Source organism: Polaribacter aestuariivivens (assembly GCF_005885675.1).
GTDB lineage: Bacteria > Bacteroidota > Bacteroidia > Flavobacteriales > Flavobacteriaceae > Polaribacter > Polaribacter aestuariivivens.
This window is the reverse complement of record NZ_VANR01000001.1, coordinates 390348-416298: the sequence shown is the minus strand read 5'-3', so window position 1 is coordinate 416298 and position 25951 is coordinate 390348. Positions and strand designations below refer to the sequence as shown.

Here is a 25951-nt window from a genome sequence, read left to right as displayed (position 1 = left end):
TTGGGGTTTTTAATTTGTAGAAAGTTTTAATTTTACTTTTTAATTTTTTCTGCAGTTTTATTAAGTAAAATAGGTTCACCATAACCTAATTCTTTCATTCTTGCCAGTTGTGTTTCTGCATCACCCACAACCAACCAAATCATTTTATTTGGATTTACATATTTGTTAGCCAAATCTTTAATTTGTTCTTTTGTCATGTTATTTACAATTTTTTCTTGCTCTTTTACATAGTCAGTTTCTAAACCATAATCGCTAATATTCGACAACATTCTTAATTTTGCACCAGCAGTTTCAAAAGCTCTTGCGTTACTTTTAATTAAAAAGCTTTTTGTGGTTTCTAAATCTTTATCAGAAAATGTATCTGGATATTCTTCTAAAATTTTCTTTACTGCTTGTGCAGATTCTAATGTAACATTAGAACGAACACCACTTGAAATCGTAAAAGCACCTTTGGCTTTTGTTCCAGAAAAACCAGAACGAATTCCATAAGTATATCCTTTTCCTTCTCGTAATTCTTGCGTTAATCTTGATGCAAAACCACCACCACCTAAAATGTAGTTCATAACGGAAGCAGGATAATAGTCTTTGTCTGTTACCGCTAAAGCTGGTGCACCAAATTGTAAAACAGATTGTTTAGCATTTGGTATGTCATAAAAATAAACAGTTGGTTTTGTTGGTGCTTCTGGAGTTTTATATTCAGGAATGGTAACTTCTTTCGCAGTCCATTTTTCATTTAAATCACTTAAAGAAGCTACTACGTCTTTTTCAGAAATATCACCAACTACTAACATTTTCGCTACAGAAGGAGAAATATATTGGTTATAAAAGTTTTTTACATCTTCTAAATTAATATTTTCAACAGACTCAATAGTTCCTAAAGTATTTTTAGAACGAATATTGTCTTTCCCATAAATTAATTCGTTATAGGTATTTCTAGCCACAGCATTTGGGTTTGCTTCTTGTTGGCGTAAACTAGCAATTGTAGCTTTTTTAAGTAAATCAAATTCATTATTATCAAACCTTGGTTCTAAAAGCATTTCTTGAGCTAAAGCCAACGTTTTTGTGTAATTTTTAGCTAAAGTAGTTCCAGAAATTGTAATATCCTCTTTTCCAGAATATACATAAATTGAAGCACCTAATTCTTGAATGGCTTCTTCTAGTTCTTTAACCGTTTTATTTTTTGTTCCTTTATTTAATAATGAAGCTGTTAAATTAGCAACACCTAATTTGTTCATAGATTCTAATAACTGACCACCATCAATAGTTAAATTGAAACGAACCAATGGAACTTCATCGTTTTCAATACCAAAAATTTTCAACCCATTTTTTAAACTATTCTTATAAACTTCAGGAACAGCTAATAAAGGCGTTTCACCATATTCTGGTTCTATACTTCTGTCAAAAGAAGAGGGTGTTTTTTCATATGTTGCTGCAATTTTTGGGTCGAAATTTTCTTCGGCACCAATTACAATTTTTTCTTCTACTACATCTGCCAATACAGAGCCTTCTAAAGCAAGTTCTGAAGCGTTTTTTGGTACAAAACTAGTTGCAATGTAGTTTTTGTTTTTAATATATTTCTCATATACACGAACAACATCTTCAGTAGTTACTGCTATTGTGTTTTTTAAATCTTCGGTTACAAAACCAGGATTTCCAGTATAGGTATTATACGAAGCTAAATTGGTTCCTTTTCCTAAGACGCTAGATAAACCTCCGTAAAAATTAGTTTCTTGTCCTGCTTTAATTCGGTTTAAATCTTTTTCTGAAATACCTTCTTTTTCAAATTTTTCAAATCCCTTTTTAACACCCGCTAAAACTTCATCTAATTTTTTATTATTAAATGCTCTTATAGAAAGTTGCATTTCTCCTGCTAACTCTGAGTTTCTAGAAAACATTCCTACATAAGAAGTAAGTTTTAAATCATCAATTAAAACTTGATTTAACGGAGCTGATTTTCCATCTGTTAAATATTGACTTAAAACATCTAAAGCATAAGCATCAGGATGATAAGACTCTACAGTAGGCCAAACCATAGTTAGTTGTGGTACTCTTGCAAAATTATCTTCATAATATAAATACTTTGTTGCTGCCACATATCCAGGTCTTTTTTCTAAAGACGGAATTTCTTCACCTCTTGGAATTTCATCAAAATATTTATGAACCCACTTTGTAGCTTGTTCTATATCTATGTCTCCAGATAATACTAAAGTGGCATTATTTGGTACATACCATTTTTTAAAAAAGGTTTTAACATCTTGTAATGTGGCATTCTGTAAATCTTCTAAAGATCCAATTACTTGCCAATTGTATGGATGGTCTTTTGGATATAAATTTTTTCCAATAACATATTGGTTATGTCCATAAGGAGCATTATCTACTCGTTGTCTTTTTTCGTTTTTTACAACTTGTTTTTCTTTGGCTAAAACAGGTTCTGTTACTGTGTTTATAAACCAACCTAGTTTATCAGCTTCAGCCCAAATCATTTTTTCTAACGCATCTTTTGGTACTGTTTGTAAATAATTTGTTCTGTCTCTAGAGGTAGAGCCATTTGCTCCAGAACCTCCAATTCTTGCACTCATTTTATCTAAACCACCTTTGCCTAAGTTTTCAGATTCTAAAAACAATAAGTGTTCAAATAAATGTGCAAAACCTGTTCTTCCTTCAATTTCTCTTGCAGAACCTACATGAACCATCAATTCTACAGCTACTACTGGATCTGACTTATCCACATGAAAAATTACATCTAAACCATTATCTAGTTCAATTTTTTTATAATTAATACTTAATTCTGGTGCTTTTTCTTTTGATGTTTTTTCACATGCGACAAAAGAAATAATTGCTAAAAAAGCAATAAAAATTTTTTTCATAATTGATTGATTTTAAAAACATAAAATTAATAAATTAAGAAGAATACTGTCTAAGTTCATTGTTAAATAAAACGCAAAAAAAACCTCAAACATACGTTTGAGGTTTTTTTTATTTTGCTAAAACACAATCTTCACAGTCTTTTATTTCACCGTAATAGGTTTCTCTGTATTTGTGGAGTGTTTTTAAAGGAATTAAGTTTAAAAATGTTTTTTTAATATAAGTAACGTTAGTACTTAAAACGCCCATTTTTCTTGTATGACGTTGCTCTAATTGAGTCTTTCTTTTAATTCTAATCAGTTTCATTGGTTTCATTTATCATTAATAATTACCTACAAAGTTAAGAGAGATTGAAAGTAAAATCAAGTTTTAAGAGTTAAAACCTTAAAAATGAGCCTATAAATGTTAGATTGAAAGTTATATTGAATTATAATTAAATATATGACAATTCATTAGCGGTATGATTGTCATATTCAAAAGTAAAAAAACATGTTTTTTGAGTAAAAAACGTAAAAAATCGTTCATTTTAACTATTTTTTAATTAAAAATGAACGATTTCTGCGTAAAACTAAAATTTACTAAAAGTTATTTTTGTTTTAATTGCCATTTCCATGCAGAATCTAAAGCTTCGTCTAAACTTTTTTCAGTTTTCCAATTTAATGCTTTGTTTGCAATTGTTGTATCTGCATATGCAGCAGTAATATCACCTTCACGTCTGCCTACAATTTTATAATTTAAAGGTTTTCCAGAAGCTTTTTCAAAGGCTTTAATTACCTCTAAAACAGAGCTTCCTGTTCCAGAACCTACATTAAAAAATTCGAAACTCTTTTTATTGTTCTTGTTAATTAAACGCTGTAAAGCTGCAATGTGTGCTTTTGCTAAATCTACAACATGAATATAATCTCTAATTGCTGTTCCATCTGAAGTAGGGTAATCATCGCCAAAAACCGATAATTCTTTACGAATACCAGCTGCAGTTTGTGTTACAAAAGGAATTAAGTTTTGAGGAACTCCTAAAGGTAATTCACCAATTTTCACACTTTCATGAGCTCCAATAGGGTTAAAGTAGCGTAATGCAATTGCATTTATTCCATGAGCTTTACTTGCGTCTTCAATTATTTCTTCACCAATTTGTTTTGTGTTTCCGTAAACAGATTCAGCTTTTTTAACAGGTGCTTTTTCTGTAATTGGCAATTCATCTGCTTGCCCATAAACAGTGCAGGAAGAAGAAAAAATAAAATTATCTATTTTTCTATCTCTCATTTCTTGTAAGAGATAAACCAAAGCACTTAAATTGTTTTCATAATAATCTAAAGGTTTGTGCATACTTTCTCCAACAGCTTTAAAGGCAGCAAAATGGATTATTCCATCTACTTGATGCTTGTCAAAAAAGTTTTTAACATCATTTTTTATTCGTAAATCAATTTGATGAAAATCAGGTTTTTTACCAGTAATTTCAATGATATTGTCTAAAACATTAATTGTTGTGTTTGATAAATCGTCGATAATAATCACTTCAAAACCTGCGTTTTGTAACTCTACAACTGTGTGTGATCCAATGAAGCCTAATCCTCCAGTTACTAATATTTTTTTCATTTTAGTTGACGTAATTGTTGATTGTATTTGTAATAAATTCTAATTGATCTATGCTTAATTCAGTGTGCATAGGTAACGAAATTACGGTTTTTATCAATTCGTTTGTAACAGGAAAGTCACTTTCTAAATATCGTCCATCTTTATATGCTTTTTGTGCATGTAAAGCTACTGGATAATAAATGGCATTAGGAATTCCTTTTTCTAATAAATGTTTATGTAATTCATCTCGTTTTCCATTGGTGATTTGTAGTGTATATTGATGAAAAACATGACAATCACAAACATCACAAATTTCGCTACAGTTATTCGTGGCGTTAGATTTTGTAGTTGGTGTAATTATGTTTGGATTGTTTTTAAAGGCATTATTGTAAAATCGAGCAGCATTTCTACGAGCATCACAATATTCATTTAAGTTAGGTAATTTTGCTTTTAAAACGCCAGCTTGTATTGAATCTAAACGAGAGTTTACTCCAACAACATCATGATAATATCTTTCATACATTCCATGATTTACAATTCCTCTAATAGTGTGCGCTAAATTATCGTCATTTGTAAAAATGGCGCCACCATCACCATAACAACCTAAATTTTTTGATGGAAAAAATGAAGTTGTACCAACATTTCCAATAGTTCCTGCTTTCTTTTTTGTACCATCTTTAAATGTGTAATTTGCACCAATAGCTTGTGCATTGTCTTCAATTACAAATAAATTATGTTTTTTAGCAATTTCCATAACAGCATCCATATTTGCAACTTGTCCAAATAAATGTACAGGTACAATTGCTTTTGTTTTTGGTGTAATTGCTTTTTTTAATGCCTCAATATCAATATTAAAAGTATCTTTTTCTACATCAACCAAAACAGGAGTTAATTTTAGTAGTGCAATTACTTCTACAGTGGCTGCAAAAGTAAAATCAGCAGTAATTACTTCATCACCTTGCTCTAAACCTAAACCCATCATCGCAATTTGTAATGCATCAGTTCCGTTTGCACAAGGAATTACGTGTTTCACGTTTAGATATTTTTCTAAATCTGCTTGAAATTCATGAACCAAAGGCCCATTTATATATGCGGATGTTTCTAAAACTTGTTCAATAGAATTGTTAACAGTTTCTTTGATTTTTGCATATTGACCTTGAAGGTCTACCATTTGAATTTTTTTCATGAAGTAGTGAATTTTTAAACAACCCAAAAATACGATATAATTCCATTATCTTTGAATTTATCAAATAGATTTCCATGAAAATTATTAAAAAAACACTTATTTTCTTACTACTTATTGCAGTTTTAATTTTTGTTGCTGGTTGGTTCTACGCTAAAACGTTACAACCTGTTTATGCTGGAGAAATAGAAATTAAAAACATTTCTGAAGATGTAACTATTCATTTTGACGATATTGGAGTACCTCACATAAATGCAAAAAATCAAAAAGATGCTTATGTTGCTTTAGGATATGTGCATGCTCAAGATAGGTTATGGCAAATGGAGTTAATCAGACGAATTGCAGCTGGAAGATTATCGGAAATTTTTGGAAAAGAACTTTTAAAAACTGATGTGTTTTTTGCAGGATTAGGAATTGAAGAGGCTGCTGCTGAAACCATTGCCACTTTAGATAAGAATTCAGAAGCGTACGTGTTAACTCAATCGTATTTGAATGGAATAAATCAATATATAAATGAAGGTAAAACGCCTTTAGAATTTACCTTGCTTGGAATTGAAAAAGAAAATTATACAATTAAAGATGTTTACAATGTTTTTGGTTATATGGCTTTTAGTTTTGCAGTTGCACATAAAACAGACCCTTTGCTAACTGAAATCAAAGAAAAATTAGGAACAACCTATTTTAATGAATTGGTACAAGTTAATACAGAAAATTTAACGATTAATAAAACTGAAGTTTCTGAAATTAAGGAAAATATGTCTGTTGCTGTAAATAAAATTATGAGCAGCTTGCCAGTTGCTACATTTATAGGCAGTAACTCTTGGGTTTTAGGACCAGAAAAAACAAAAAACGGAAAAGTAATTTTCGCAAATGACCCACATATTGGATATTCACAACCATCAGTTTGGTATCAAAACCATATAAAAACACCAAATTTTGAAGTTTATGGTTTTAATATTGCGTTGATGCCTTTTCCTTTATTAGGTCATAACAAACAATACGCTTATGGTTTAACAATGCTAGCAAATGACGATTTAAATTTTTATGTAGAAGAAAACAGTCCGAACAATAAAAACGAATATTTAACTGCAGAAGGTTATAAGAATTATAAAATTATTGATAAAACGATTTCTGTAAAAAATGAAAAAGATACTACATTTCAGGTGAAAGTTAGTAGACATGGTCCAATAATGAATGGTATTATTTCTCATTTAGAAGATGATAGGCCTATAGCTATGAATTGGATTTATACGCAATTAAAAAATGAACAGTTAGATGTTTCTTATGAAATGTCACATGCTAAATCATTAGTTACTTTTAAAAATGCAGTTTCAAAAATTCATGCACCAGGTTTAAACGTAATGTATGGTGATGCCATAGGAAATATTGCTTGGTTTGCCTCCGCAAAATTATATCAATTAAGAGATAGTTTATCATCTAAAACATATTTAAATGGCGCTTCCGGTAAAGATGATATTGTAGAATTTTTACCTTTTAGTGAGAATCCGCAAGCTATAAATCCAATTACTAATTACGTGTATTCGGCAAATAATCAGCCAGATTCTGTAAGAGGTAAATTATACTCTGGTTATTATCAGCCACAAGATAGAGCAAAAAGAATTACTGAGTTGTTACAGGTTAAAAATGATTTTACAAAAAATGATGTTGCTGATATGTTATATGACGTAAAATCTTCGACAGCGTCAAAAATTGCAAACGATTTTATAAAAAATATAAATCAATCTAATTTATCAGCTTCAGAAAAAAAAGCTATTTCAATTTTAGGAAATTGGGATGGAAACTATTTAAAAAACTCTGTTGGTGCTACAATTTACAACCGTTTTTTATATGAGTTTTTAGTAGCAACTTATAAAGATGAGTTGGGTAACAGTTTTAATTTGTTTATGAATTCTCAATTACAAGATCAGGTTTTACCATTACAAATTAATAAAGCACAATCTGTTTGGTGGGATAATATTAAAACCAAAGATGTAGTTGAAAACAGACAAGAAATTATTACAAGTTCCTATAAAAAAGCATTTTCGTTTTTAGAAAATCAACTTGGAACAAATGTTGAAGATTGGTATTGGAATAGAGTTATTTCTGTAGAACACGAACATGCGATTGGTAAAGCTGGTGGTATTTTGCGTAAATTTTTTAATGTAGGTCCTTTTGAAACAATTGGAGGTAATGAGGTAATAAATAATCAAATTTTTAATTTAGATTCTACAGGTGTTTATAAAATTACTGCAGGTCCATCAACCAGAAGAGTTATAGATTTTTCTGATGTAGAAAATAGTTTATCTATTTTACCAACAGGACAATCTGGTCGTGTTTTTAGTGAACATTATAAAGATCAAGCTGAAAAATATGTAAAAGGCGAGTTTGTAAAAATGTATTTAAATGATTCTGACATTCAAAAAAGTGAAAATATTTTAGTTTTAAAGTCTAAGAAAGAATAGATACAATTATTGCTATAAATAGAACTGTAATTATTAAGTTATTAAAATGATGCCCAAAAATATCAAAATGATTTTTTGAATTTTCTATTCCAAAAACATACTCTTTATATTTGAATTTTGGCTTTCTAAAAATCGTTCTATAAATAGATCCGTAAATCCATCTAATTGTGCCACCTATAAAGTTACAAATCAGATATAATATTTCAAAACCAAAGAAATCCAACATATTTAAATTTCCCTATAAACTTCTTCAAAAGGAATTCTAAAACGCTCACCATAAATGCCTTTTTCAGTTCTAATTCCACAAGAAACAATCATGTTTATTTCTGCTCCATAAGGTAAGTTTAATAAACTCTTAACTCTCAGAGTATCTGAGCCTTCCATTGGGCAGGTGTCATAACCTTCTGCAGCCATAGAAATCATAAAATTTTCTGCTGCTAAACCACAAGTTTTATGAGCAACAATTCGCATATCGCTATTTCTAACTTGTCTGTACATTGGTTTAAAAATTCCAATCACAGAAACCATAATATATTTAAGAAAACCTAAAATTCCTAAAAAATCAGCATATGCAAATGGAATTATTTTTCCATAGTAATTTCTAGCAGTTTTTTCTCTGCTAGATTGTTCTTTTTTTGGATTGTTTTTACCAAAATTACTGTCTATAAAAACTAAATTAGCTTTTGCTCTTTGTTTCCATAAATCTTTTCTGGTAACAAAAACCACCAATTGTTGTGCGGTTTTTGCTGCATTTTGATTGAAACAAAAAGGAGCGATTTGATCGATAGTTTTTTTGGAAGTAATATGATAAAATTCCCACAACTGCATATTGCTACTATTGGGTGCTAAAGCTGCTTGTTCTAAACACTTTTTTACTATTTTTTTATTTATTGATTTTTCTGCGTCATAAATTCTAACAGATCGTCTAAATTTAATTGCTTCTGAAACAGTTTTTTCTTCATTCATAAATAGTTACGAGAGTTTTTTTAGTTTTTTATTCATTACCAAAAACCAAATGGGTGGTATTAAAGATAATAACATCATACCTGGATAACCAGTTGGCATTTGTGGACTTTCTGGTACTGATTTTAATAATTGGTAATGTTTTGCACCATTGTAATGATGATCTGAATGCCTACTCAAATTAAATAATAAAACTTGACCAACTTGATGGTCTGAATTCCATGAATGATTCCGTTTTACACGTTCATAACGTCCGTTTTCATTTTGTTTTCTTAGTAAGCCATAATGCTCAATATAATTTACAGTTTCAAGCAGCAAAATACCAACAATAGCTGCTAAAATAAATGAAATCCCTATAAATTTTCCGTAAAAAAAGAAGATGATGCTAATTAAAAAAAAAGTAGAAATTGTATAAACTATCATTCTGTTTTTATGATGAAACCAAGTTTTGTTGGCTGTTTTCATTCTAGTATTTTCTAAACTCCAAGCTGTAGTGTAACTAGAAAAATGAGAACGAATCCAAAAGATAAAAATCCATTCGTTTTTTCTTGCAGTTGCAGCATCTTTTGGAGTGGCTACGTTATAATGATGACCTCCATTATGATATGGTAAAAAGTGTGTGTTTAAAGAAGTTAATAATAAGAGTTCTCCTATAAATTCGTCAAACCTATTATTTCTATGACCTAATTCATGACCAACATTTATACCTAAAACACCACACATAATTCCCATTCCTAAAATTCTACCTATAATTTCATAAGTTTCTAGGACGGGATTTTGAATTGAGTTAAAAAAGAATATTAAAAATACAATTTGAATAGGTAAAATTAAGTATAATAAGTAAGTATAAAGTTTGTTTTGTTTTTCAGTTTTTTCTTCTTCTTTCGTGAAATTATTTTTATTAGGTTTTATGAAAAACTCTAATAAAGGAACAAAGCCAAACACAAAAAGTACTGGTAAAAAAGTGAGCCATCCGTAATTTGTGAATGAAATGTAATTAGCAAACGGAATTAATAGAACCGAAAAATATTTTATAGCTTTCATTTAGAAAAAATAAATTTTTCTAAAGATAGTATTTAGTTGCACGCGTTCCAAATTGGGTCATTGGGAGTGGGAGACGTAATTAAAATTTTTTCTTTTGAAACTGGATGTATAAATTCAATTTTTCTTGCATGTAAGCTAATACTTCCATCTTTATTGCTTCTATCTGCTCCATATTTTAAGTCGCCTTTTATGGTGCTACCAATATTTGCTAGTTGTGTTCTAATTTGGTGATGCCTACCAGTTTCTAAATCAATTTCTAAAAGTGAGTAATTATCTAATTTTTTGATTAGCTTATAGTGTAAAATAGCTTTTTTAGAACCTTCTATTTCTTTTTTGTAAACAAAAGATTTATTTTTTTTTGTATCTTTTTTTAAAAAGTTTATTAGTGTATCAGCAGTTTTTTTTGGAGTATTTTTTACAAGCGCCCAATATGTTTTGTTAATTGTTTTGTCACGCAGCATTTTATTTAATCGTTCTAATGCTTTAGAGGTTCTTGCAAAAATTACAATGCCAGATGTAGGTCTGTCTAACCTATGTACAGTTCCAATAAAAACGTTACCAGGTTTATTGTATTTTTCTTTTACATATTCTTTAACAACATCGCTTAAAGGTTTGTCACCAGTTTTATCACCTTGTATAATATCACCAGCTTTTTTATTGACAATAATAATATGATTGTCTTCAAATAAAACCTCTAAATTTTCTTTGTTTGATTGCATGTTGTCTTTTGTTAAGACTGTTATTTGAAATCTTCAGCAACATCTTCATTAACACCATCAATAAACTCTAAAAATTCTTTTCTTCCAAGTCCTGTTGAAGATGAGGTTAAAAAAGTGTTGGGTAACGATTCCCAATACTGTAATAATTTCTTTTTGTAAGAAGTGATTTGTTTGTTTAATTTCGAGCTTCCTAACTTATCGGCTTTGGTAAAAACTATGCAAAAGGGAATTTGATTTTCACCTAAAAACTGCATAAAATCCAAATCAATTTTTTGAGGATCATGTCTTGAGTCAATTAAAACAAAAGTACATACAAGTTGTTCTCTTTCTTTAAAGTAGTTTTCAATAAAATATTGAAAAATGACTCTTTTCTTTTTAGAAACTTGCGCGTAACCGTAACCTGGTAAATCAACCAAAAACCATTCGTCATTAATTTTAAAATGATTTATTAACTGTGTTTTTCCAGGTTTTCCAGAGATTTTTGCCAAATCTTTACGCTCCATTAACATGTTAATTAATGATGATTTACCAACATTAGATCGTCCAATAAAGGCATATTCTGGCAATCTATCTTTTGGAGCTTTGGTAACATTGCTGTTACTCATTACAAATTCGGCAGATGTAATTTTCATTTTAAATAATACAATTTGAGTAAATATTTCTTTGGAAGAAAATTATATGTTTCTAGAGGTAAACCAATCTAAAAGAATTTTATTAAACTCTTCAGGTCTTTCCATCATTGCAGCATGTCCACATTTGTCAATCCAAAATAAATCAGAATCAGGTAATAATTTATGAAAATCTTCAGCAACTTCAGGTGGTGTAACTGTATCTTGTTTTCCCCAAATAATACAAGTTGGTTGTTTCATATCAGGCAAATCGTTAGCCATATTGTGTCTAATAGCACTTTTAGCCATGGCTAAAGTTCTAATTACAGCACTTCTATCGTTCACAATTTTAAAAACATCGTCAACCATTTGTTTGTCTGCTATATTTGGATCGTAAAATACGGCTCTCGTTTTTTCTTCTATAAATTCGTAGTTTCCTCTTTTTGGAAAACTGTCACCCATAGCTTTTTCATACAAACCAGAACTTCCTGTTAATACAAGTGCATTTACTTTTTTTGGATAATGTTTTGTAAAATATAAACCAATATGCCCACCTAAAGAATTACCTAATAAAATAGCTTTGTCTAATTTTTTAAATTCCATAAAATCTTTCAAAAAAGAAGCCATGCTTTTCACATTGGTTTTTAAAAGAGGTAAAGAATATAAAGGTAATTCAGGAATTAAAACATGATAGCCATTGTTGGAGAAATGATTAAAAGTATCACCAAAATTACTCAAAGCTCCCATCAATCCATGTAAAACAATAATAGCAGGTCCTTTTCCAGCTTCTGCATATGTAAATTTCCCTTCGGTTTTTAACTGCTCAGTCATTGATTTTTTTTGTGTTCACTTAAACGCAAATGTAATTCTTTTTTATCACATAGGTAACGTTTTCGTAAATGACTGACATTCATTTTTTAAAGTCTATGGAAATAAAAATATCCAAAAAATGAAATATTTATTAACAATGTGGTAAAAAGTGGTAAAAAGTGGTAAATTTTATATATTTTTGATACTTATAATAAACTTAAAAGTTTCGTGATTAATTTAATTGGTACATATGAATGTAAGGCAGATGCTAAAGGTAGAGTGATGTTCTCATCAGCTCTAAAGAAGCAATTGCAACCAGTTCTTAATGATGGGTTTGTTATAAAAAGGGCTGTTTTTCAACCGTGTTTAGAGTTGTATTCTATGAGTGAGTGGAATGTAATGATGGAAAAAATAAACAAGTTAAACAGGTTTGTTAAAAAGAATAATGATTTTATTCGAAGGTTTACAGCAGGTGTAAAAATTGTAGAATTTGACGCTACTGGAAGAATTTTAATTCCGAAAGATTTATGTGATTTTGCAGGAATACAAAAACAAGTAGTTCTTTCTTCTGCAGTGAATATCATTGAAATTTGGGATAAAGATAAGTACGAAAAAGCAATTGATGATGCTACTGTAGATTTTGCAGATTTAGCAGAAGATGTAATGGGTAATACAGATTTAGATGAATTATCATAATCCAGTTTTGTTAAAGGAAAGTGTAGATGCGTTGGCTATTAAGTCAGATGGAATTTACGTTGATGTTACGTTTGGGGGAGGAGGTCACTCAAAAGAAATTTTGGGCAGGCTTGGTGAAAATGGTAAGTTGTTTGGTTTTGATCAAGACCCAGATGCTTTAGAAAATGTTATTGATGATGAGCGTTTTACACTAATACCAGAAAATTTTAGATATATCTCAAGGTTTCTGAGATTTCACGGAATTAGAAAGGTAGATGGTATTTTGGCAGATTTAGGTGTTTCATCTCATCAGTTTGATGAAGCTGAAAGAGGCTTTTCAATCCGTTTTGATGGTGATTTAGATATGAGAATGAATCAAAAATCTCAAATATCTGCAAAAAAAATCATCAATAGTTATTCTGAAGAGAAATTAGCAGAAATATTGTTTTTGTATGGTGAGTTGAGAAATTCTAGAAACATTGCAAAAACAATTGTTGAAAAAAGAGAAGAAGAAAAAATTGAAACTAGTTTTCAGTTAAAAAAAGTTTTGCAAAGGTATTTACCAAAAGCAAAAGAACATAAAATACTAGCTCAAATATTTCAGGCAATTAGAATTGAGGTAAATGAAGAGTTAGATGTTTTAAAAGAATTTTTAGAACAAACACCAAAATTATTAAACAAAGAAGGTAGGTTAAGTGTTATTTCTTACCATTCTTTAGAAGATAGATTGGTGAAAAGATTTATAAGAACAGGATTGTTTAGTGGCGAGCCCGAAAAGGATTTTTTTGGAAACACAAGTGAACCGTTACAGAAAGTTGGAAAGTTGATAGTACCTACCCCACAGGAAATTAACACAAACAACAGGGCTCGCAGCGCTAAATTAAGAATAGCAACATTAAGAGTTAAAAGCTAAAAACAAAATGTCGAAAGTTAAAAAAGGTATTTATGGTTTTTTGAGAGGAAGTTTCCTTACAGATGAATCAGCTTTTAAAAACTGGAAAATTATCATTTTTGTGGTTTTACTGCTTTTAATAATGATTTCTAGCTCACATAATGCTGATAAGAAAGTAATTAAAATATCAGAATTAAACAAATTAAAAAGAGAGCTAAGAGCAGAATATGTTGATGTTGGTACCATTTTAATGAGGATGAAAATGGAATCCAATATTAGAGAAAAAGCAAAAGCTAGAGGGTTAAAACCTTCAGAAACTCCTCCTAAAAAAATACAAGTAACCTATAAAAAATAATAAAATTGGCAACGCATAAAAAAAGCATACTTACAAAATTCTACTTGGTAGCTGCTTTTATGACGCTTTTATTGATAGCTATCATAATACGTGTTGTAAACTTACAATACGTTCATGGAAACGAGTATAGGAAATTAGCAACAGAACTTACAATTCGTCAAGATACAATTTACGCAAATAAAGGAAATGTATATGCTTCAGACGGAAATTTACTGGCAACATCTATGTCTAAATTCAATATTTATATGGATTTGGTTACTGTAGATAGCAAAGTTTTTGAAGAAAATATAGCAGATTTATCCAAAGAACTTTCTAAAATGTTAGGAAATTCTGTGAGATACCATCAAGCTAGATTAAGAAACGCGAAAAATAAGAAAAAGCGTTATTTTTTAATAGCAAGAGATATTGGATATACTAATTATTTGAAGATGAAAAAATTTCCAATATTTAATTTGGGAGTTTACAAAGGTGGTTTTATCGCAAAACATAGAACAGAGCGTGCACATCCAATAGGTAAAATAGCGGAACGCACAATTGGGTATGACGATTTTAGGGGAGAAGCTGGCATAGAAGGTGCATTTGCAGATTATATGCAAGGTGAAAATGGTTTAAGATGGGTGCAAAAAATTGCTAAAAATCAATGGAAACCAATTAGCGATTATAATGAAAAAGAACCCATAGATGGTCATGATATTATTACAACTATTGATGTAAACATACAAGATATTACCCATCACGCTTTATTAAGTCAGTTAGAATATTTTGAGGCAGATCATGGTTGTGCAGTAGTTATGGAAACTGCTACAGGAGAAATTAAAGCCATTTCAAATTTAGGTAGAACTTCTAAAGGAAAATATTACGAAAAAAGAAATTATGCAGTTTGGGAAAGTCATGAGCCTGGTTCCACATTTAAGTTAGCAAGTTTAATGGCTGCTTTAGAAGACAAAAAAATTGATACTTCTACAGTAGTAGATACTGAAAAAGGTAGAATTTTTATTCACGGTTCTAAAGTAGAAGATTCGCATAGAGGAGGTTATGGTAAAATTTCTGCAGCAAGAGTTTTTGAGGTTTCTTCAAATGTTGGAATTGTAAAAATTATAAAAGAGCATTATGATGCAACTCCAGAAAAATTTATAGAAAAAGTTGCCTCTTATGGATTTACAAAACCAATTGGTTTTCAAATAAAAGGTGAAGGTATGCCAGTTATACCTACTCCAAAAGACAAAAGATGGAATAAAATTTCTTTAGAATGGATGTCTTGGGGGTATGGAATTTCAATTACACCAATGCAAACTTTAATGTTTTATAACGCAGTTGCAAATAATGGAGTAATGGTAAAACCACGCTTTATTAAAGAATTAAGAAGACAAGATAAAACAGAAAAAGTTTTTGAAACTGTTGTTGTAAATCCAAAAATAGCCTCAGAGGAAACTTTAAATAAGATTAGAAAAATAATGGAAAATGTGGTTGTTAAAGGAACTGCAGATAATATTTATTCTCCAAATTTTTCAATGGCAGGAAAAACAGGAACTGCTAAAAAGTTTTTACCAAAACATACCAATGAAAATGGAGAAACAATTAATGCAGGTTATTCAAACAAGCATTATGTAGCTTCTTTTGCAGGTTTTTTTCCTGCCGATAATCCAAAATACTCTTGCATAGTAGTAATTCACGATCCAAAAAAAGAAAAAGGATATTATGGAGCAACAGTTGCAGGCCCAGTTTTTAAAGAAATTGCACAAAAAATTTATACCACAACACCTGTAGATAATCAATCTGTAGACGATAAAGTAAAGTTTGAAGAAATTGAAAAAAATTACGCCAATTACGATGCGAATTTAAATAAAAACCATTCAGAAGTGCCTAACGTAAAAGGTATGTCTGGTATGGATGCAGTATCTCTTTTAGAAAATTTAGGGTTAAAAGTTAAAGTTTCTGGAATGGGTAAAGTACAATCTCAATCTTTAAATAAAGGAGAGAAGTTAGAAAAAGGAAAAACCATCATTTTAAAATTATCATAAACTGAACAATTTAAAAGACATATTATATAAGGTTTCAATAGGTCAAGTTTTTGGCAACACAAATATTGAAATAAATAACCTTGTTTTCGATTCTAGAAAAATTGAAAAGGATGATGTTTTTATTGCTCAAAAAGGAGTTTCTGTAGATGGTCATCTATTTATAGAGAAAGCAATTTCTTTAGGTGCAGTTGCCATTATTTGTGAAGATTTTCCATCTGATACAAAAGAAGGAATCACATATATTCAGGTACCTAACGCAAATGAAGCTTTGGCAATTATGGCTTCTAATTTTTACGAAAATCCTTCAAGTAAAATACAGTTAGTAGGAGTTACAGGTACTAATGGTAAAACAACAATAGCATCACTTTTATATCAATTATTTAAAAAAGCAGGTTACAAAGTGGGGCTTTTATCAACTGTAAAAATTATGGTTGATGATATTGAATTCAAAGCAACACATACAACTCCAGATTCAGTAACAATCAACTCTTATTTAGATAAAATGATTGATGCTGGAGTAGATTATTGTTTCATGGAAGTAAGCTCTCACGGAATTCATCAAAAAAGAACTGAAGGTTTAAAGTTTACTGGAGGAATTTTTACAAATCTTTCTCATGACCATTTAGATTATCACGCAACTTTTACAGAATATAGAAATGTAAAAAAACAATTTTTTGATGCTTTGCCAAAATCAGCCTTTGCTTTAACAAATATTGATGATAAAAATGGCAACTTCATGTTGCAAAATACCAAGGCAAAAAAGAAAACCTACGCTTTAAAAACTTTAGCAGATTTTAAAACCAAAATTTTAGAAAAGCAACTTTCAGGAACTTTAATTTCTGTAGATGGTACAGAGGTTTGGACGAAGTTGATAGGAGTTTTTAATATCTACAATTTAACAGCAATTATTGCAACTGCAGAGTTATTGGGTTTAGATAAATTAGAAGTGCTAACCATTGTTAGTGAATTAGAAAGTGTTAGTGGGCGATTTGAATATGTAGTATCTAATAACGGAGTTACAGCAATTGTAGATTATGCACATACACCAGATGCATTAAAAAATGTTTTAGAAACAATTAATGATATTAGAACTGGCAACGAAAAAGTAATTACCATAGTTGGTTGTGGAGGTGATAGAGATAAAACTAAAAGACCAAAAATGGCACATATTGCTTCACAATTAAGTAATCAAGCAATTTTTACTTCAGACAATCCTAGAACAGAAAACCCACAAACCATTTTAGATGAAATGGAAAAAGGAGTTTCTGCGGAAAATTATAAAAAAACCTTAACAGTTTTAAATAGAAAGCAGGCAATTAAAACTGCATGTAAGTTCTCAAAAAACGGAGATATTATACTAATTGCAGGAAAAGGACATGAAAATTATCAAGAAATAAATGGGGTTCGTTCTCATTTTGATGATTTAGAAGAAGTGAAAAACTGTTTCAATTAACTAAAAAAATAAGTAAAAATGCTGTATTATTTATTCGAATATTTAGAGAGTCAATTTAGTTTTCCAGGAGCAAGTGTGTTTCAATTCATCACATTTAGAGCAGCAGCAGCATTTATTTTATCTCTTTTAATTTCTGCTATTTATGGAAAAAGAATTATAAAATTTTTACAAAAGCAACAAGTTGGCGAATCTATTAGAGATTTAGGTTTAGAAGGGCAAGTACAAAAAGCAGGTACACCAACAATGGGAGGAATAATTATTATTCTAGCAACATTAATACCAGCCATTTTACTAGCAAAACTAGATAATATTTATGTAATTATTTTAATAATAACTACAGTTTGGATGGGAACCATAGGTTTTTTAGACGATTATATAAAAGTCTTTAAAAAAGACAAAGCAGGTTTACATGGTAAATTTAAGGTGCTTGGTCAAGTTGGTTTGGGTATTATCGTAGGTTCTATGCTTTACTTTAATGATGATGTAACCATAAAAGAACAATTGCCAATTTCGCAACAAGTTGTAAAAGAAAATGGAAGAAAAACAGTGTTTGGAGAAGCACATAAATCAACAAAAACAACAGTTCCATTCTTTAAAAATAACGAATTAGATTATGCCAAAGCATTAAGTTTTTTAGGTGACGATTATGAAAAATATGGGTGGATAGTTTTCATTTTTATTACAGTATTTATTGTTACAGGAATTTCAAATGGAGCAAATTTAACAGATGGAATTGATGGTTTAGCTGCAGGTTCATCAGCCATAATGGTAATAACCCTTGCTCTTTTTGCATGGGTTTCTGGAAACATCATTTTTGCAGATTATTTAGATGTTATGTATATACCAAACTCTGGTGAAATGACAGTTTTCATTTTAGCCTTTGCTGGTGCATTAATTGGTTTTTTGTGGTACAATACTTATCCAGCTCAAGTTTTTATGGGCGATACAGGAAGTTTAACTATTGGTGGAATTATAGCGGTTATAGCAATTTCTGTTAGAAAAGAATTATTGCTTCCAATTTTAGCAGGAATTTTCGTAATTGAAAACCTATCTGTAATCATGCAAGTTTCATGGTTTAAATATACTAGAAAAAAATATGGTGAAGGAAGGCGAATTTTTAAAATGTCACCATTACATCATCATTATCAAAAATTAAGCTATCACGAAAGCAAAATTGTTGTTCGTTTTTGGATTGTAGGAATCTTGTTAGCGGTATTGGCAATTGTTACTTTAAAATTAAGATAAATTGAAAAGGTTAGTTGTACTTGGAGGAGGAGAAAGTGGTGTTGGAACTGCAATTTTAGCAAAACAAAAAGGCTACGAAGTTTTTGTGTCTGATAAAAATGAAATATTAAATAAATACAAAAAAGTTCTTTTACATAATAAGATAAATTTTGAGGAAAAAAATCACACTGAAAATGAAATTTTAAATGCAGATGTTGTGATGAAAAGTCCTGGAATTCCAGATACTGTTCCTTTAGTAGTTAAGCTAAAACAAAAAGGCGTAAAAGTAATTTCTGAAATAGAATTTGCATCACAGTTTACAAAAGCCACAATAGTTGGCATAACAGGATCAAATGGAAAAACAACCACAACATTATTAACGCATCATATTTTACAAAAAGCTGGATTAAATGTTGGTGTTGCAGGAAATATTGGAAACAGTTTTGCTCAACAAGTAGCAGAAAAATCATATGAAAAATATGTTTTAGAGTTGAGTAGCTTTCAGTTAGATGGTATAGAAAGTTTTAATAGCCACATCGCAATTTTAACAAATATTACACCAGATCATTTAGATAGATATAATTACGAATTTAAAAACTATATCAACTCAAAATTTAGAATTACAAAAAATCAAACATCTGAAGATTATTTAATTTATGATGCAGATGATAAAACCATAAACAATTGGTTAAAAGAAAATAAAACAGAAGCAAAATTAGTTCCATTCTCCCTTGAAAAAGAGTTAAAATATGGAGCTTATATAAAAGAGAATAACATAATTATCAACCTTAATAAAGACGAATTTAACATGCCAACATCAGCCTTATCAGTAAAAGGAAAACACAATATTAAAAATGCCATGGCAGCAACAATGGCAGCTCAACTTTTAAAAGTTAGAAAACAAACCATAAAAGAAAGCTTAGAAGATTTTGAAGGTGCTGAGCATCGTTTAGAAAACGTATCAAAAATTAAAGATGTAGAATATATAAATGATTCTAAAGCAACAAATGTAAATGCAACTTTTTATGCCTTAGAGTGTATGGATAAGCAAACAGTTTGGATTGTTGGAGGTGTAGACAAAGGAAATGATTATAACGATTTATTACCATTGGTTAGAGAAAAAGTAAAAGCAATTGTATGTTTAGGTTTAGATAACGAAAAAATTAAAAACACGTTTGGTAATGTAGTTGATATAATTGTTGAAACTGCAGGTGCAGAAGAGGCTGTAAAAGTATCTTACAAGTTAGCAACAAAAGGCGATGCAGTTTTATTATCTCCAGCATGTGCTAGTTTTGATTTATTTGAAAACTATGAAGATAGAGGTCGTCAATTTAAAAAAGCAGTTAGAAATCTTTAAACAGCAAATTTACCTAAAAAAGCAAGTATATATTTAAAATAAATAGTTGAGTAGTATTAATGAAAACCATATTTAAACATATAAAAGGAGATAAAACCATTTGGGCAATTGTTGCTATTTTGGCAATCTTCTCATTTATGCCAGTATACAGCGCAAGCACAAATTTGGTTTATGTAGTTGGTAATGGCTCTACTTTAGGTCATTTGGCAAAACATGCAGCTTTATTAATATTTGGTTTTTTAATTATTTATGGAGTACATAAAATTCCTTATCGATATTTTTCTGGAGGCTCAGTTCTAATGCTACCAGTTGTGTTTGTGCTATTAATTTTTACTTTATCTCAAGGAACCACAATAGCAGGTGCAAATGCAAGTAGATGGATAAGAATTGGAGGTTTTGGTTTTCAAACATCAACTTTAGCAGGTTTGGTTTTAATGGTTTATGTAGCAAGATATTTAGCAAGAAATAAAGAAAAAGAAATAAATTTTAAAGAAAGTTTATTACAGCTATGGCTACCAGTAAGTTTACTGTTAATGTTAATTTTACCGGCAAATTTTTCTACAACAGCAATTATTTTTTCAATGATATTGGTAGTAGCTTTTATTGGAGGTTATCCAATAAAATATATAGGTTTTGTGGTTGGAGTAGGAGTTTTAGCGCTCACCTTTTTTATTTTAATTGCGAAAGCTTTTCCAGATGCAATGCCAAACAGAGTTCAAACTTGGCAAAATAGAATAGAAAATTTTTCTCAAGAAGAAGGTAAAGAATCTTATCAGGTAGAAAAAGCGAAAATAGCTATAGCAACTGGTGGTGTAATTGGTGTAGGACCTGGAAAAAGTGTACAAAAAAACTTTTTACCACAATCGTCTTCAGATTTTATTTATGCAATAATTGTAGAAGAATACGGTTTGGTAGGTGCAGTCTTATTGGTAGGTATTTATTTTTTACTTCTATTTAGAATTTTTGTAGTTATCAAAAAAACAACTACAATTTTTGGAACTCTTTTAGTAATTGGTGTTGGCTTTCCAATTGTTTTTCAAGCAACAATTAATATGGCAGTTGCCACCAATTTATTTCCTGTTACAGGACAAACATTACCATTAGTTAGTAGTGGAGGTACTTCTATCTGGATGACCTGTTTTGCACTTGGAATGATTTTAAGCGTAAGCGCATCTAAAGAAGAAACAGAAGAAGATATTTTAGATGATAACCCTTTAGATATTTTACATGAAACCATATAACATTTTAATTTCTGGAGGAGGTACAGGAGGACACATATATCCTGCAATTGCAATTGCAAACGAAATAAAAGCTCGATTTCCAGACGCAAATATTTTGTTTGTTGGTGCTAAAGATAAAATGGAAATGGAAAAAGTACCACAAGCCGGATATAAAATTGAAGGTTTATGGATTTCTGGTATTCAACGAAAATTAACATCAAAAAATGCAAGTTTTCCTTTCAAACTCATAAATAGTTTGTGGAAAGCAAGAAAAATAATAAGAAAATTTAAACCAGATATCGCTATTGGAACTGGAGGTTTTGCAAGTGGACCAACATTAATAATGGCCAACAGAAGAAAAATACCAACACTTATTCAAGAACAAAATTCTTTTCCAGGAATCACAAACAGATTGTTGTGCAAAAGAGTTAAAAAAATATGTGTTGCCTATGATAATTTAGATCGATTTTTTCCTGCAAATAAAATCGTAAAAACTGGTAATCCTGTAAGGCAAGATTTGTTAAATATTCACTCAAAATTACAAGCAGCAACAGATTTTTATCAATTAGATAAAAGCAAAAAAACACTTTTAGTTTTAGGTGGTAGTTTAGGAGCTCGTAAAATAAATCAGTTAGTAGAAACAAATTTAGATTTTTTTAAAAACCAAAATGTTGAGTTGATTTGGCAGTGTGGTAAATTGTATTTTGATGAATACAAAAAGTATAATGAAAATGAAGGTGTTCAAGTACATCAGTTTATCAATAAAATGGATTTAGCTTATGCAACTGCAGATTTTATTTTGTCTAGAGCAGGTGCAAGTTCCGTTTCAGAATTATGTATTGTTGGTAAGCCAGTAATATTTATTCCATCACCAAATGTAGCAGAAGATCATCAAACAAAAAATGCCAAATCTATTGTTGATAAGCATGCTGCTTTAATGGTAAAAGAAAGTGAGTTAGAAACATTTTTAGTAGTATTTGAAAGTCTATTAAAAGATATTGGAAAACAACAAAGTTTGTCAGAAAATATAAATGAACTGGCATTACCAAGTGCAACAAAAGATATTGTAGACGAAATTGAAAATTTATTAAATAAATGAATTTAAAAAGTTTCCATAACATATATTTCATCGGAATTGGTGGTATAGGAATGAGTGCAATTGCTCGTTTCTTTGCTGTGAATGGAAAAAATGTAGCTGGTTACGACAAAAATTCTTCAGAAATAACAACTTCTTTACAAGAGCTAGGAGTAGAAATTCATTTTAAAGACGCTGTGAAAAATATTCCAATGTCTTTTTTAGATAAAGAAAAAACATTGATTGTTTACACACCTGCAATTCCAAAAAATCATGAAGAACTAAATTATTTTATAAACAATGATTTTCAATTAATTAAAAGAGCAGAAATTCTTGGAAAAATTACTGAGAATACGTTTTGTTTAGCAGTTGCAGGTACACATGGTAAAACTACAACCTCTTGTATTTTAGGACACATCATGAAAACTGTAAATGCAACTTCTTTTTTAGGCGGTATTTCAGAAAACTATAATTCTAATTTAATTTTAGGTGAAGACAAAGTTTCTGTGGTAGAAGCAGATGAGTTTGATAGATCTTTCTTAAAACTAAGTCCAAATATTGCTTGTGTCACCTCAATGGATGCAGATCATTTAGATATTTATAAAAACCCAGATGCTTTAACGGAGTCTTTTGTAGAATTTTCTAATAAAGTATCAAACACATTAATATTTGCAAAAGGTTTGCCCTTAAAAGGATTAACATATGCAATAAATGAAGAAGCAGATTATAAAGCTTTCAATTTAAAAATAAACGATGGTACTTACATTTTTGATGTAAAAACACCGTTGTCAGAAATTAGAAATATTACATTTCAATTACCAGGAAAACATAATGTAATGAATGCTTTAGCAGCACTTGCAATGGCAGATGTTTATGGAGTTTCTTTGGATGATATTAAAATAAGTTTAGCAACTTTTAAAGGTGTAAAAAGAAGATTTTCATATAAAATTAAGACAGAAAATTTAGTTTTAATTGATGATTATGCTCATCACCCAACAGAAATCAATGCTGTGGAAAATGCTGTTAGAGAAATGTACCCAAAAGACGATGTTTTGGTTGTTTTTCAACCACACTTATTCTCTAGAACCAGAGATTTTGCAGATGATTTTGCAAAAGCACTAAGTAAATTTGACGATATTTTGTTATTAGATATATATCCAGCTAGAGAAAATCCAATTACTGGCATTAACTCTAACTGGTTGTTAAATAAAATAACAAATAAGCATAAAAAACTAACTCAAAAAAATAATTTAATAAAAGATATTAAAAATTCAAATAAAAAAATAGTGGTAATGTTAGGTGCTGGCGATATTGGTGTTATGATAAATGATGTAGCAAACAAACTTTTAAATGAAAAATAATGAAGTTTAAAAGAATTTTAAAATACGTGTTGTTTATTGTGTTAGCGGTATGTTTGAGCTTTTTGTATAGTTTTTCAACAAAGCGAAATAACCAGAAAAAAGTATCAAAAATTGAAGTGGAATTTGAAGCTGGAGACAATAATTTTTTAACACACGCTATGGTTAATAAATTGTTAATACAAAATGATGTAAGCGTGAAAAACCAAGCAAAATCTGTAATAGATTTATACAGTTTGGAGAATAGCGTCGCAAAAAACCCTTATGTAGAAAAAACTGCCGTTTTTTTAAGCATAAATGGGGTGTTAAAGTCTATTGTAAAACAACGTACACCAATTGTAAGAATAATTTCTGATAAAGAATCTTACTATGTTGATAATCAAGGTGTAAAAATACCATTATCAAGTAATTATTCTGCGAGAGTTTTACTTGTTTCGGGTGTAAAAAATAACGAAGAAGTAAAAGAAATTTTACCTTTAGTACGCTATATTTTAGCAGATAGTTTTCTGCAAAAAGAAGTTGTAGGAATTCATAAATCTGACGCTAAAGAGTACGAATTTTCCGTTAGAAGTGGAGATTATAAAATCAATTTTGGAAAATTAGAAAAAATGGATGTAAAGTTTAAGAAATTAAAAGCATTTTACAATACCACTTTTAAAGACAAAACGATTCAGAATTATAAAAGCATTAATGTAAAATATCACAACCAAGTTGTGTGCACAAAATAAATCAAAATGGAAAACAATAAAATAGCTGTTGGTTTAGATATTGGTACAACCAAAATTGTTGCCATGATTGGTCGTAAAAACGAATACAACAAAATAGAAGTTGTTGGTATTGGAAAAGCGAAAAGTTTAGGAGTAAAACGTGGCGTAGTTAGCAATATTACACAAACCATACAATCTATTCAACAAGCTGTAGATGAAGCAGAAAGTGTATCTGGAATTAAAATAGAAGATGTAGTAGTAGGTATTGCAGGTCAACATATTAGAAGTTTACACCACTCAGATTATATTACAAGAAATGATGCTGAAGAGGTAATAAATGAAGTTGATATCGAAAACTTGGTAAATCAAGTTCATAAATTGGTAATGTTACCAGGTGAAGAAATTATTCATGTGTTGCCACAAGAATTTAAGGTTGATTCTCAAGCAGATATTAAAGAACCAATAGGAATGTATGGTGGTCGTTTAGAAGCCAATTTTCACGTTGTTGTTGGGCAAGTTTCTTCCATAAGAAATATTGGTAGATGTATAAAAAGTGCTGGTTTAAACTTAAATGAAATTACATTAGAACCTTTAGCATCTGCAGAAGCAGTTTTAAGTCAAGAAGAAAAAGAAGCTGGTGTAGCTTTAATTGATATAGGAGGTGGAACAACAGATTTAGCTATTTTTAAAGACGGAATTATACGTCATACAGCAGTAATTCCTTTTGGAGGAAATGTAATTACAGACGATATCAAAGAAGGTTGTTCTATCATAGAAAAACAAGCTGAATTACTAAAAATAAAATTTGGTTCTGCGTGGCCAGGAGAAAATAAAGAAACAGAAATTGTATCTATTCCAGGTTTAAGAGGTAGAGAGCCAAAAGAAATCACACTTAAAAATTTATCTAAAATTATTCATGCAAGAGTTCAAGAAATTATTGAACACGTGTATTTAGAAATAAAAAATTACGGACATGAAACTGCAAAAGGAAAATTAATTGCAGGAATTGTGTTAACAGGTGGTGGAGCTCAATTAAAACACTTGCGTCAATTAGTAGAGTACATTACTGGTATGGATGCAAGAATTGGGTATCCAAATGAGCATTTGGCAGGTGATTCAGAAGACATATTATCAAGTCCATCTTATGCAACAGCAGTTGGATTGTTAATGGAAGGTTTGAACAGACATATTAAAGATGATGAGGAAATTGAAGAAATAGTTCGGGAATCTGAAGTACAAACTCCAGAAACTGGTATAGAAGAAACGTCGCAAGAACTACCTCCAGAAGTTGAAGAAACTCCAGTTCCAAAAAAGAAAAAGAAAAAATCATTTTTTGACAAGTTCACAGAAGGATTAAAAGATTTTTTAGACAATGCAGAATAGTC

At 29.9% G+C, this 25951-nt stretch carries 23 protein-coding genes; 13 read left to right on the top strand and 10 right to left on the bottom strand.

Going from position 1 to position 25951, the window contains the following annotated elements; translation table 11 throughout:
• Positions 1-32 precede the first annotated feature (32 nt).
• The 4 genes from FDT66_RS01790 to FDT66_RS01775 all read right to left on the bottom strand — a co-directional run bounded on the left by FDT66_RS01790 (position 33) and on the right by FDT66_RS01775 (position 5626).
• Positions 33-2867: a M16 family metallopeptidase gene (locus tag FDT66_RS01790; protein ID WP_138534433.1), complete on the bottom strand. Its 2835-nt coding sequence runs from the start codon at positions 2865-2867 to the stop codon at positions 33-35.
• Positions 2868-2976: 109 nt separating this feature from the next.
• Positions 2977-3171 carry a hypothetical protein gene (locus FDT66_RS01785; RefSeq protein WP_138534432.1) on the bottom strand — a complete coding sequence of 65 codons (195 nt, stop codon included), beginning with the start codon at positions 3169-3171 and terminating at the stop codon, positions 2977-2979.
• Positions 3172-3450: 279 nt separating this feature from the next.
• On the bottom strand, positions 3451-4461 hold the full coding sequence (gene galE / locus FDT66_RS01780) for a UDP-glucose 4-epimerase GalE (RefSeq protein ID WP_138534431.1): 1011 nt from the start codon (positions 4459-4461) through the stop codon (positions 3451-3453).
• Between the two features lies 1 nt (position 4462).
• Positions 4463-5626: a DegT/DnrJ/EryC1/StrS family aminotransferase gene (locus tag FDT66_RS01775; RefSeq protein WP_138534430.1), complete on the bottom strand. Its 1164-nt coding sequence runs from the start codon at positions 5624-5626 to the stop codon at positions 4463-4465.
• A 74-nt stretch (positions 5627-5700) separates the two neighbouring features.
• Here FDT66_RS01775 and FDT66_RS01770 point away from each other — a divergent pair, with 74 nt between their 5' ends.
• Positions 5701-8085, top strand: coding sequence for a penicillin acylase family protein (locus tag FDT66_RS01770; RefSeq protein WP_138534429.1), 2385 nt, complete (start codon positions 5701-5703; stop codon positions 8083-8085).
• On the opposite strand, the gene FDT66_RS14105 is transcribed toward FDT66_RS01770, so the two are convergent.
• The 6 genes from FDT66_RS14105 to FDT66_RS01740 are packed head-to-tail and all read right to left on the bottom strand — an operon-like array spanning position 8072 to position 12250.
• A complete protein-coding gene (locus FDT66_RS14105; protein ID WP_138534428.1) occupies positions 8072-8311 on the bottom strand; it encodes a hypothetical protein in 240 nt (79 codons plus the stop codon). The genes FDT66_RS01770 and FDT66_RS14105 overlap by 14 nt on opposite strands.
• Before the next feature lie 2 nt (positions 8312-8313).
• Positions 8314-9051: a nitroreductase family protein gene (locus tag FDT66_RS01760; RefSeq protein WP_138534427.1), complete on the bottom strand. Its 738-nt coding sequence runs from the start codon at positions 9049-9051 to the stop codon at positions 8314-8316.
• Positions 9052-9057: 6 nt separating this feature from the next.
• On the bottom strand, positions 9058-10092 hold the full coding sequence (locus FDT66_RS01755) for an alkane 1-monooxygenase (RefSeq protein WP_138534426.1): 1035 nt from the start codon (positions 10090-10092) through the stop codon (positions 9058-9060).
• 32 nt (positions 10093-10124) lie between these two features.
• On the bottom strand, positions 10125-10811 hold the full coding sequence (locus FDT66_RS01750; RefSeq protein WP_138534425.1) for an RluA family pseudouridine synthase: 687 nt from the start codon (positions 10809-10811) through the stop codon (positions 10125-10127).
• 20 nt (positions 10812-10831) lie between these two features.
• Positions 10832-11443 (bottom strand): ribosome biogenesis GTP-binding protein YihA/YsxC, encoded by a 612-nt coding sequence (gene yihA / locus FDT66_RS01745; protein WP_138534424.1) that lies wholly within the window; start codon positions 11441-11443, stop codon positions 10832-10834.
• A gap of 42 nt (positions 11444-11485) precedes the next feature.
• Positions 11486-12250, bottom strand: a complete 765-nt coding sequence (locus tag FDT66_RS01740; RefSeq protein WP_138534423.1) for an alpha/beta fold hydrolase — start codon at positions 12248-12250, stop codon at positions 11486-11488.
• A 207-nt stretch (positions 12251-12457) separates the two neighbouring features.
• Between FDT66_RS01740 and FDT66_RS01735 the strand changes: the two genes are divergently transcribed.
• From FDT66_RS01735 to ftsA, 12 genes are read left to right on the top strand one after another with little or no spacing between them, the layout of a single operon-like run.
• Entirely contained in the window at positions 12458-12925 is a 468-nt protein-coding gene (locus FDT66_RS01735; RefSeq protein WP_138534422.1) for a division/cell wall cluster transcriptional repressor MraZ, read from the top strand.
• Positions 12912-13817: a 16S rRNA (cytosine(1402)-N(4))-methyltransferase RsmH gene (rsmH, locus tag FDT66_RS01730; protein WP_138534421.1), complete on the top strand. Its 906-nt coding sequence runs from the start codon at positions 12912-12914 to the stop codon at positions 13815-13817. Before FDT66_RS01735 ends, rsmH begins: the two co-directional genes overlap by 14 nt.
• Positions 13818-13824: 7 nt before the next feature.
• The gene (locus tag FDT66_RS01725; protein ID WP_138534420.1) at positions 13825-14151 is read left to right on the top strand and encodes an FtsL-like putative cell division protein; all 327 of its coding nucleotides are present in this window, start codon (positions 13825-13827) and stop codon (positions 14149-14151) included.
• Between the two features lie 59 nt (positions 14152-14210).
• Entirely contained in the window at positions 14211-16172 is a 1962-nt protein-coding gene (locus FDT66_RS01720; protein ID WP_138534705.1) for a penicillin-binding protein, read from the top strand.
• Position 16173: 1 nt separating this feature from the next.
• Positions 16174-17625, top strand: a complete 1452-nt coding sequence (locus FDT66_RS01715; protein ID WP_138534419.1) for a UDP-N-acetylmuramoyl-L-alanyl-D-glutamate--2,6-diaminopimelate ligase — start codon at positions 16174-16176, stop codon at positions 17623-17625.
• 18 nt (positions 17626-17643) lie between these two features.
• Positions 17644-18870, top strand: a complete 1227-nt coding sequence (gene mraY / locus FDT66_RS01710; protein WP_138534418.1) for a phospho-N-acetylmuramoyl-pentapeptide-transferase — start codon at positions 17644-17646, stop codon at positions 18868-18870.
• A 1-nt stretch (position 18871) separates the two neighbouring features.
• Positions 18872-20206: a UDP-N-acetylmuramoyl-L-alanine--D-glutamate ligase gene (murD, locus tag FDT66_RS01705; protein ID WP_138534417.1), complete on the top strand. Its 1335-nt coding sequence runs from the start codon at positions 18872-18874 to the stop codon at positions 20204-20206.
• A 59-nt stretch (positions 20207-20265) separates the two neighbouring features.
• Entirely contained in the window at positions 20266-21447 is a 1182-nt protein-coding gene (locus tag FDT66_RS01700; protein WP_138534416.1) for an FtsW/RodA/SpoVE family cell cycle protein, read from the top strand.
• The gene (murG, locus tag FDT66_RS01695) at positions 21434-22525 is read left to right on the top strand and encodes an undecaprenyldiphospho-muramoylpentapeptide beta-N-acetylglucosaminyltransferase (RefSeq protein ID WP_138534415.1); all 1092 of its coding nucleotides are present in this window, start codon (positions 21434-21436) and stop codon (positions 22523-22525) included. Before FDT66_RS01700 ends, murG begins: the two co-directional genes overlap by 14 nt.
• Positions 22522-23862, top strand: coding sequence for a UDP-N-acetylmuramate--L-alanine ligase (gene murC / locus FDT66_RS01690; protein ID WP_138534414.1), 1341 nt, complete (start codon positions 22522-22524; stop codon positions 23860-23862). The genes murG and murC overlap by 4 nt, the downstream gene beginning before the upstream one ends.
• The gene (locus FDT66_RS01685; RefSeq protein ID WP_138534413.1) at positions 23862-24587 is read left to right on the top strand and encodes a cell division protein FtsQ/DivIB; all 726 of its coding nucleotides are present in this window, start codon (positions 23862-23864) and stop codon (positions 24585-24587) included. The genes murC and FDT66_RS01685 overlap by 1 nt, the downstream gene beginning before the upstream one ends.
• Positions 24588-24593: 6 nt before the next feature.
• On the top strand, positions 24594-25949 hold the full coding sequence (ftsA, locus tag FDT66_RS01680; RefSeq protein WP_138534412.1) for a cell division protein FtsA: 1356 nt from the start codon (positions 24594-24596) through the stop codon (positions 25947-25949).
• Positions 25950-25951 lie beyond the last annotated feature (2 nt).

Excerpts from the sequence above, each read along its gene's own strand:
- FDT66_RS01790 (WP_138534433.1), bottom strand. The coding sequence starts at position 2,867 with ATGAAAAAAATTTTTATTGCTTTTTTAGCAATTATTTCTTTTGTCGCA.
- FDT66_RS01785 (WP_138534432.1), bottom strand. The coding sequence starts at position 3,171 with ATGAAACTGATTAGAATTAAAAGAAAGACTCAATTAGAGCAACGTCAT.
- galE (WP_138534431.1), bottom strand. The coding sequence starts at position 4,461 with ATGAAAAAAATATTAGTAACTGGAGGATTAGGCTTCATTGGATCACAC.
- FDT66_RS01775 (WP_138534430.1), bottom strand. The coding sequence starts at position 5,626 with ATGAAAAAAATTCAAATGGTAGACCTTCAAGGTCAATATGCAAAAATC.
- FDT66_RS01770 (WP_138534429.1), top strand. The coding sequence starts at position 5,701 with ATGAAAATTATTAAAAAAACACTTATTTTCTTACTACTTATTGCAGTT.
- FDT66_RS14105 (WP_138534428.1), bottom strand. The coding sequence starts at position 8,311 with ATGTTGGATTTCTTTGGTTTTGAAATATTATATCTGATTTGTAACTTT.
- FDT66_RS01760 (WP_138534427.1), bottom strand. The coding sequence starts at position 9,051 with ATGAATGAAGAAAAAACTGTTTCAGAAGCAATTAAATTTAGACGATCT.
- FDT66_RS01755 (WP_138534426.1), bottom strand. The coding sequence starts at position 10,092 with ATGAAAGCTATAAAATATTTTTCGGTTCTATTAATTCCGTTTGCTAAT.
- FDT66_RS01750 (WP_138534425.1), bottom strand. The coding sequence starts at position 10,811 with ATGCAATCAAACAAAGAAAATTTAGAGGTTTTATTTGAAGACAATCAT.
- yihA (WP_138534424.1), bottom strand. The coding sequence starts at position 11,443 with ATGAAAATTACATCTGCCGAATTTGTAATGAGTAACAGCAATGTTACC.
- FDT66_RS01740 (WP_138534423.1), bottom strand. The coding sequence starts at position 12,250 with ATGACTGAGCAGTTAAAAACCGAAGGGAAATTTACATATGCAGAAGCT.
- rsmH (WP_138534421.1), top strand. The coding sequence starts at position 12,912 with ATGAATTATCATAATCCAGTTTTGTTAAAGGAAAGTGTAGATGCGTTG.
- FDT66_RS01725 (WP_138534420.1), top strand. The coding sequence starts at position 13,825 with ATGTCGAAAGTTAAAAAAGGTATTTATGGTTTTTTGAGAGGAAGTTTC.
- FDT66_RS01720 (WP_138534705.1), top strand. The coding sequence starts at position 14,211 with ATGACGCTTTTATTGATAGCTATCATAATACGTGTTGTAAACTTACAA.
- mraY (WP_138534418.1), top strand. The coding sequence starts at position 17,644 with ATGCTGTATTATTTATTCGAATATTTAGAGAGTCAATTTAGTTTTCCA.
- FDT66_RS01700 (WP_138534416.1), top strand. The coding sequence starts at position 20,266 with ATGAAAACCATATTTAAACATATAAAAGGAGATAAAACCATTTGGGCA.
- murG (WP_138534415.1), top strand. The coding sequence starts at position 21,434 with ATGAAACCATATAACATTTTAATTTCTGGAGGAGGTACAGGAGGACAC.
- murC (WP_138534414.1), top strand. The coding sequence starts at position 22,522 with ATGAATTTAAAAAGTTTCCATAACATATATTTCATCGGAATTGGTGGT.
- FDT66_RS01685 (WP_138534413.1), top strand. The coding sequence starts at position 23,862 with ATGAAGTTTAAAAGAATTTTAAAATACGTGTTGTTTATTGTGTTAGCG.
- ftsA (WP_138534412.1), top strand. The coding sequence starts at position 24,594 with ATGGAAAACAATAAAATAGCTGTTGGTTTAGATATTGGTACAACCAAA.